This window comes from Sporosarcina sp. ACRSL (assembly GCF_022346605.1).
In the GTDB taxonomy this organism is placed as follows: domain Bacteria; phylum Bacillota; class Bacilli; order Bacillales_A; family Planococcaceae; genus Sporosarcina.
The window spans coordinates 134120-141973 of sequence record NZ_JAKRNT010000012.1; the positions used below are offsets into that span (position 1 = coordinate 134120).

7 protein-coding genes are annotated in these 7854 nt (G+C 42.7%); 6 read left to right on the top strand and 1 reads right to left on the bottom strand.

Annotated elements, in window-relative coordinates:
* The first annotated feature begins 221 nt into the window (after positions 1-221).
* The 3 genes from MHZ92_RS17580 (at position 222) to MHZ92_RS17590 (ending at position 4308) form a co-directional block, all read left to right on the top strand.
* Positions 222-1847, top strand: coding sequence for a M20/M25/M40 family metallo-hydrolase (locus MHZ92_RS17580; RefSeq protein ID WP_239433012.1), 1626 nt, complete (start codon positions 222-224; stop codon positions 1845-1847).
* Positions 1848-1994: 147 nt separating this feature from the next.
* Complete coding sequence (locus tag MHZ92_RS17585; protein WP_239433013.1) at positions 1995-3251, top strand: MFS transporter; 1257 nt, start codon at positions 1995-1997, stop codon at positions 3249-3251.
* Positions 3252-3384: 133 nt separating this feature from the next.
* Entirely contained in the window at positions 3385-4308 is a 924-nt protein-coding gene (locus MHZ92_RS17590) for a phosphotransferase enzyme family protein (protein WP_239433014.1), read from the top strand.
* Between the two features lie 113 nt (positions 4309-4421).
* Here MHZ92_RS17590 and MHZ92_RS17595 read toward each other — a convergent pair whose 3' ends face one another.
* Complete coding sequence (locus MHZ92_RS17595; RefSeq protein ID WP_239433015.1) at positions 4422-5051, bottom strand: CBS domain-containing protein; 630 nt, start codon at positions 5049-5051, stop codon at positions 4422-4424.
* Positions 5052-5200: 149 nt separating this feature from the next.
* Between MHZ92_RS17595 and MHZ92_RS17600 the strand changes: the two genes are divergently transcribed.
* The 3 genes from MHZ92_RS17600 (at position 5201) to MHZ92_RS17610 (ending at position 7739) form a co-directional block, all read left to right on the top strand.
* The gene (locus tag MHZ92_RS17600) at positions 5201-5839 is read left to right on the top strand and encodes a LytTR family DNA-binding domain-containing protein (RefSeq protein WP_239433016.1); all 639 of its coding nucleotides are present in this window, start codon (positions 5201-5203) and stop codon (positions 5837-5839) included.
* A gap of 144 nt (positions 5840-5983) precedes the next feature.
* A complete protein-coding gene (locus tag MHZ92_RS17605; protein WP_239433017.1) occupies positions 5984-7498 on the top strand; it encodes an acetyl-CoA hydrolase/transferase family protein in 1515 nt (504 codons plus the stop codon).
* A 103-nt stretch (positions 7499-7601) separates the two neighbouring features.
* Positions 7602-7739, top strand: a complete 138-nt coding sequence (locus tag MHZ92_RS17610) for a hypothetical protein (protein WP_239433018.1) — start codon at positions 7602-7604, stop codon at positions 7737-7739.
* Positions 7740-7854 lie beyond the last annotated feature (115 nt).

Below are 7854 nucleotides of genomic sequence, written 5' to 3' on the forward strand. Positions count from 1 at the left end.
ACTGTAAGGTATGAAAAAATCAATTTAAATAGTATTTATATTCATGTTAATTATATCATCAGCCGAGAATGTATACCATTGGAACTAATTTTTATAATTATTTTTTCATTAAATGAACTATTCTATTATTTGGTTTGATAGATTGCCGGTAGTAAAGTATATTCGAAACTTACTGTATTTTGTATACTATAAAGAAAGCAGATAAATGGGGTGGCTTCAAAATGGGGTTTGAGAATTTTAAGTGGTATGAGCCGGAACAACTGGAAGACTTATTATGTGAATTAGTCGCTTGGGATAGCCGCACAGGAACAATCGGAGAAATCGAGTTTGCAACTCGAATGTTGAAAAAGCTATACGAATTGCAATATTTCCAGGAGAACAGCTCGCATATTCATTTTCACGACGCTGGTAAAGGAAGAAATGCGGTTACAGCGCTGTATAGCAGTGGGGTGACGAAGAAAACAATTGTATTGATCAGCCATTTTGACACCGTCCATACGGAAGAATTTGGCGGCGGGTTGGAAGACCTTGCTTTTCAACCTAGACTGCTGACAGATGAATTGAAAAGAAGAATAGCCGATTTGCCGGAAGACGCGCAAGCAGACCTAGCTTCGGATGAATACCTTTTTGGCCGTGGAACGATGGATATGAAGATGGGGATTGCGTTGCATCTTCATTTATTGGAAAGGGCAAGTGTTGAAAAGTGGCCGGTCAATCTACTTTTATTGACCGTACCTGACGAAGAAGTGAACTCCTCCGGAATGAGAGCGGCAGCTAAAGGGTTGGTTGACTTAAAGGAAAAGTACGGTTTGGAATATGAGTTGTTCATAAACAGTGAGCCTACTTTTACCCAAAAACCGCAGGATCCCAACTATTATATTTACTCGGGATCAATCGGCAAGATTATGCCTTCTGCACTGTTTTACGGTAGAAAGACGCATGCAGGTGAACCTTTGAGCGGCTTGACGAGCCATTACATGGCATCTTATTTAACGAGAGCGATGGAGTTCAATTCCGATTTCGTGGAAGAAGCATATGGAGAGAAGACGCCTTTGCCCGTATGTTTGCAGCAGGTGGACCTAAAAGGTGATTATTCGACCCAAACTTCCCATCATAGTGCGGCTCTGTATAATGTCTTTTTGATGCGCCAAAATGCTGACGAGATTATGAAGATATTCAAAAAAACTGCCGTCAAGGCGATGGCACAATGTGAAGAGGATTATAAGGCGATTTGCAAACGGGAAGGCGTACAGCCAATCGGAAACATCAATGTAATGGAGTATTGGGAATTGCTTAGGTGCGCGGAGGAGAAGATGGGGGAAACGGAAGTGCAAGGAATCATTGGAAGCGTTCTGGCGGATGAGGCACTGGATGAACGGGAGATGTCCATGCTCGTTTGTGATCGCTTATTATTGCACTGTCAGGAATTAGCCCCAGCTGTCATATTGTTTTACGCTCCTCCTTATTATCCGGCCGTCAATTCATCTGAGAATGGGCTCGTTCAAGAAAAGATTGCCCTTGCACAAAAGGTCTTACAGGAAGAGTTCAACGTGGATGCGAAACAAGTGCACTATTTCAATGGGATTTCGGATTTGAGCTATGTGAATTATGACGCGACAGATACAGGGTGGCGTTCGTATAAAAACAACACACCCGTCTGGGGAGAGACATATAGGATCCCTTTCAGAGAGATGCAGCAACTCCAAGCTCCCGTCATGAACATTGGTCCGTATGGAAAAGATGCGCATAAGTTGACGGAGCGATTGCAAAAAGAGAGCGCATTTATCCATACTCCGCTTTTGTTAGGGAAGGTCATTGAAAGTATGTTTGTGACAATAGAGGCGTGAGTTTGAGCCAATCCGAGTACGGGTTGGCTTTTTGTCGTGTATAAATTTTGTAAAAGATTAATTCATGACTACTGTTTGTGGTCTAATAGTTGTACACTATTGACAGAGAGATAGTTTCGAAGATTATGAAAGGGGTGGAATGGGGAAATGGGAAGGTATACAAAGACGGAGAAAAGTTGGATGTTTTATGATTGGGCGAACTCGGCCTATTCAATTATTATTACAACTGCAGTTTTTCCGATCTTTTACAAGTCGGTTGCGACCGACGCGGGTGTCAGTTTGACCCAGTCAACGGCGTATTTGGGGTATACAGTGGCGATTGCGACGTTCATTTTAGCGATGATCGGGCCGATTTTAGGAACGATTGCGGACTATCGGGGGTTGAAGAAAAAGTTTTTCTTCGCGTTCTTCCTAATCGGGTCGCTATCGACGATTTCATTGGCTTTCGTGCCAGATGGAACATGGCTGCCATTATTAATCATTTATACGATCACTGCAATCGGATTCCATGGGGCGAATATATTTTACGATGCCTTCTTGGTCGACGTGACGCCTGAAGAGAAGATGGATGAAGTGTCTGCGCGTGGATTTGGATTGGGGTATATCGGAAGCACGATTCCGTTCATTATTAGCATCGCTATCATCTTGTTGGCGTCAAATGAAGTGATCCCTCTTTCGACGGGAGTGGCAACAAAGCTAGCATTTATCATCACGGGAATTTGGTGGTTCACCTTTACGATACCAATGTTGAAAAACGTTGTTCAAGTTCATGCCATCGAACGTGAGCCAAATATCTTGGCAGGCAGCTTCCGTCGTCTTGGAGAAACGTTCAAGGAAATTAGGAAATACCGGACCGTCTTCATCTTCTTATTAGCGTATTTCTTCTATATCGATGGGGTCGGTACAATCATTTCGATGTCGACGGCGTATGGAACAGATCTCGGTATTGAAGCGACAGACCTTCTCATTGTCCTGTTCGTCACCCAAGTCGTGGCGGCACCGTTTGCAATTTTGTATGGCCGGCTTGCAAAACGGTTCTCGGTTAAAACAATGTTATACGTCGGAATCTTTGTTTATATCATCGTTTGTATTTATGCGTTTTTCTTATCGACGACATTGGATTTCTGGATTTTGGCAATGCTCGTTGCCACGTCGCAAGGCGGAATTCAGGCGCTCAGCCGTTCTTATTTCGCCCAATTAGTACCGAAGGAGAAGTCCAACGAGTTTTTCGGCTTCTATAATATATTCGGTAAATTCGCTTCCGTCATGGGACCTTTATTGCTCGCAGTAACCGCCACATTGACAGGCAGCTCTGCATACGGCGTGTTCAGCCTTGTCATCCTGTTCATCATCGGCGGCATTTTGCTCCGGATGGTGCCGAAGCCGGAAAGCGAGATTGCATAAGGAAAGGGATTGTCGTCTAAGTTGTAAAGACGGCTCCCTTTCCGTTTTTTGAATTACGAGAGATATGCAACAGGGGAATTAATAAGGTAAAACATTGGTAGATTAGTTAAGGAATAACTTGTAGGGGTGTACTATGAAATTCGCAGATGTTTCGCTGATATGTTCCTATTGGAACTTGGTTATAAAGGATTTCAAAATGCTTTCAGACAAAGCATTTCTTGTTACTTCAACAAGCAATGAAAGATTTATTTTAAAGTTGAAGGGAGATGTAGCTTCAGCTCAAAGAGAAAATGAACTTTTAAATTTTGTTGAGACTGTTCAACTCAAGGTGCAAACACCATTAAAGAGTAAAAGTGGAGATCTTATAATTACTCACGACAATAAGAATTTTACACTGTATAACTTTATAGAGGGTGAAGTCCATAGCGCAAACCACTATCTTGAAAAACCCGATGGAGCTAAACAGCTTGGAGAAGCAATCGCTTACTTGCACAGAGCACTGAAAAGTGTAGATTTCACTGATCAATTTAATCATAAGAATCTTTATAAAACAGTCTCGGAATTTGCCGTAAAGGAGGTTTTGAAGGTAGACACTGATATTCGTCTACAAAGCCGTTTGGGAACCTTAAATAATGAGTTTGAACATAATCTTGAAAGATTGCCAAGACAGCTAATTCACCGAGATGCTCATATTTTCAATTTTGTATTTCAGGGAAATAATCTTGCAGGAATCATTGATTTCGAAATAGCAGAAGTAAATTCAAGGCTATTTGATGTCTGTTATTGTTCCACTAGTTTATTAAATGAAATATTTTATGATATAGATCAACGAGAGAATTGGTTTGATTTTGTTGCGAGACTATTTAGTTCCTATAATAAAGTTAATCAACTAACCGCTGATGAAGAGGAGTCGATATGCCATGTAATGTTATCGATTCAGCTTATTTTTATGGCGTTTTTCTCTAATGATATCTCCCTGTATAAAAGAAACAAAGAGATGTTGATATGGTTAGATACGAATAGGGAAAGATTTGATAAAATTATTGACCGCAGCTAAATTTTTTAGTGTTTTTTAATACGAAAAAGGCGAAGGAAAAAACCTTCGCCTGATTTCTGTTATCATCTAGTTTTTACTGTCGGGGCTGGACAAGCGCCCTTCTCTTTTGGTGCTCATCTCGGATTAATTCGTTGCATTTGCAGAATACGGAACCCGTTCTTTTCAAGTTTCTCGCGCATTTTGACCATCTCTTCATCGGATTTTCCATCTTCGAGTGTGAGGACGATTCTTCGGGCGAGTGCCGAACCATTGTCGAGCGTCATGAGGCCTTCGATGTTCTCGTCTTTTAACACAGTCGTCAATTTTCGGATCATGCCACGCGCTTCTGTTGACGCGAGTGTAATATTCAGGCCGCCGGTTTTTACTCCGAATGCGTCTTCAAAAACGCTTTCGATTTTATTATGTGTCACAATCCCAATCAGTTTACCGTCTCGGACGATGCTAATGAAAGGCAAAGATTTGATTTTCAGCAATGTTGTTAGAAAAGAAGCATTCTCATATAAGTAGACATCTTGGTGTTCCAGTAAGGAGTCGATGGGCTTCTCGCCATCCCCTTTTTCCTCATACAGGTAGGACAGTAGGTCGACTTTGTAAATCATTCCTTTATAGTTGTCTTCATTGTCCACGACAGGGATGCAGCGATATCCTGTCTCGTTGATTTTTGTCAGTGTTTCCGATACACTTTGACCAACCTTTACTGTAGCGACACCTAGTCTTTCCACGATCAAATCCCGAATATGCATAATAGCTCCCCCTCATTAACTATACTTTCTGTTTAGTCTAAATTTTTGTTTAGATTGATTCTCATTATAATTGAAAAGTTGATTGTTGTACATGAAAACTTATAACCTATAATAGTAGTAACTGTAGTGTGAAGGGAGCTTGGACGTACTTGTTGAACTTAGACTCGCTTCTCGACGTCGTTGGGGAGTTGTTTGCAGATGAAATCTCCATTGTCGTATCGAATACGAAGGAATATATTTATTACCGGCCGAGCAAACGAATTGATTTAAAAATTAAGCCGGGTGATCCTGTTCCGGAAGGAACGATTGCCTATAAAGCTCTTAAGGAAGGGCATAAGGTTTCCGAATTCATCAATCGGGATGTGTTTGGCGTACCATATCATGGCATGGCGGTCCCGTTCTATGATAACGACGAATTGGATGGATGTGTCGTTGCCATCTACCCGGCCTACACCGAAGGGAAGTCCGTCGTTACTGTGAAAACCCAAGACGGATGGGTGCCTGTCCCGTTTTCCGAAGTGAAGTATATCGAAGTGAAGGACCGGAAAACGGTTGTCGTCGCGGACAATATTACAGGTACTCATCGGAATACATTGCAAAACTTCGAATTTTTGCTTCCGCATGATTTGTTCGTCCGTTGCCATCGGTCTTTCATTGTTAATGTAACACAAATTAAAGCCATTTATCCGGATACGCACTCGACGTTTATCCTTTCCATGAATGATGGGGCACAAATCCCGGTCAGTCAATCGTATTCGAGTTATTTTCGTAAACTGTTAGGGTTTTAAGGTGATTAATCAAAAATATGCTGCTTCAGTCAACCAATGAGCTCGTCTGTTTCCAAATTCTGTACTTCATTCACAAAACCCCTTTTCGGCGCTTAAACGCGGTATAATTTTGTTATCTAAAAGTTATGAAAAGGGGCGGTTTGAATGGGTAACCATATGGATCGTATCAGAATTGAACGCTTGAAAGACTTAGTCGTTTCGCCTGAAGAGGCTGCTTCTTGGATTAAGGACGGCATGACATTAGGATTAAGCGGATTCACACGTGCTGGTGACGCGAAAGCGGTTCCATTGGCGTTAGTGAAACGTGCTGAAACAGAAAAGTTCAAAGTGAACGTATTTACAGGGGCATCCCTCGGCTCAGATATCGATAAATTATTCGCGGAAGCGGGCATTGTGAATAAGAGATTGCCATTCCAAGCGGAAAGAGCAATGCGTAACGGCATTAACAATGGGGAACTCCTCTTTGTTGACCATCATTTATCCCATACAGCGGAATGGATTCGTGCAGGTGTGATTGAACCAATCGATTTCGCAATTTTGGAAGCGATTTCAGTGACAGAGGACGGAATGCTCATCCCGTCAACGTCTGTCGGCAACTCGTTGTCATTTGCGAAGCATGCAAAATCAATTATTATTGAAATCAATACAGCGCATTCAACTGAATGGGAAGGCATTCATGACTTGTATGATCCAGGTAAGCAAGGTGAACGGAATCCAATTCCATTGACGAAAGCGAGCGATCGCATCGGAACAATTGGCATTCCGATTGATGTCGATCGAGTGAAAGGAATCGTATTTACACACCAAAAAGATTCCGCTTCTACGATCACTCCATCTGACCATGATACAGAAATCATGGCTGAACATTTGTTATCCTTCCTACGTTCAGAAGTAGAAGCAGGCAGATTGACGAACAGTCTTGCACCTCTGCAATCCGGTATCGGATCACAGGCAAATGCGGTGCTTCATGGATTGTTGAATTCAGAGTTCGAGAATCTTGAAGTGTATTCCGAAGTGCTACAAGACGCAGTATTCGATTTGATCGATGCTGGTAAAGTCAAAACGGCTTCATGTGCTTCGATTACGTTATCAGAAGAGAAAATGGACAAGGTCTTCAATAACCTGGATAAATACCGGGATAAGCTGATCATGCGTCCACAGGAGATTTCGAACTATCCGGAAATCATCCGCCGACTCGGTTTGATTTCGATCAATACGGCACTAGAACTCGACATTTACGGCAATGTCAACTCAACGCATGTAACAGGCACTAAAATGATGAACGGCATCGGCGGTTCTGGGGATTTCGCCCGAAACGCACGTCTCGCCATCTTCGTCACGAAGTCCGTTGCTAAAAACGGTGATATTTCAAGCATCGTGCCATTCGTGTCTCACGTAGATCACACGGAGCATGACGTCGATATCATCGTAACTGAGCATGGATATGCAGATCTACGCGGACTTGCGCCGAGAGAACGTGCTGAACTCATTATCGGCAACTGTGCACACCCGATGTACCGCGCGCAGCTATGGGAATACTACTCCGAAGCGCTTGAACGTGGCGGCCATACGCCACATGTGCTTGAGAAGGCATTCTCTTGGCACACGAATTTAATGTCACACGGTACAATGCGCCCTCGCACTGAGGAACGCGTCTAATTTACAGCCAACCAATCGAACTTTAAAAATATAAAGCTAGATAAAAGAAGCTGTCCAGAAAGTCGAGAAATTGACTTTCTGTGACAGCTTTTTTGTCATTAATATGGCTGTGCCTGAAGTAGCCCTTTCCGCGCCCGAAGTAGCAGGTTGCGCGCCTGAAGTGACCGGTTGCACGCCTGAAGTGATCGGTTGCACGCCTGAAGTGACGGGTTGCACGCCTGAAGTGATCGGTTGCGGGTGACGTACAATAGTCTGTGTAAGCACAAAAAAGATAGGGCATCCTCAAGGTTAATCACTACAAAAACCAAGGAGGATGCACTATCTATGTCTAGTATAATCGATAATCTGTTTTCTAA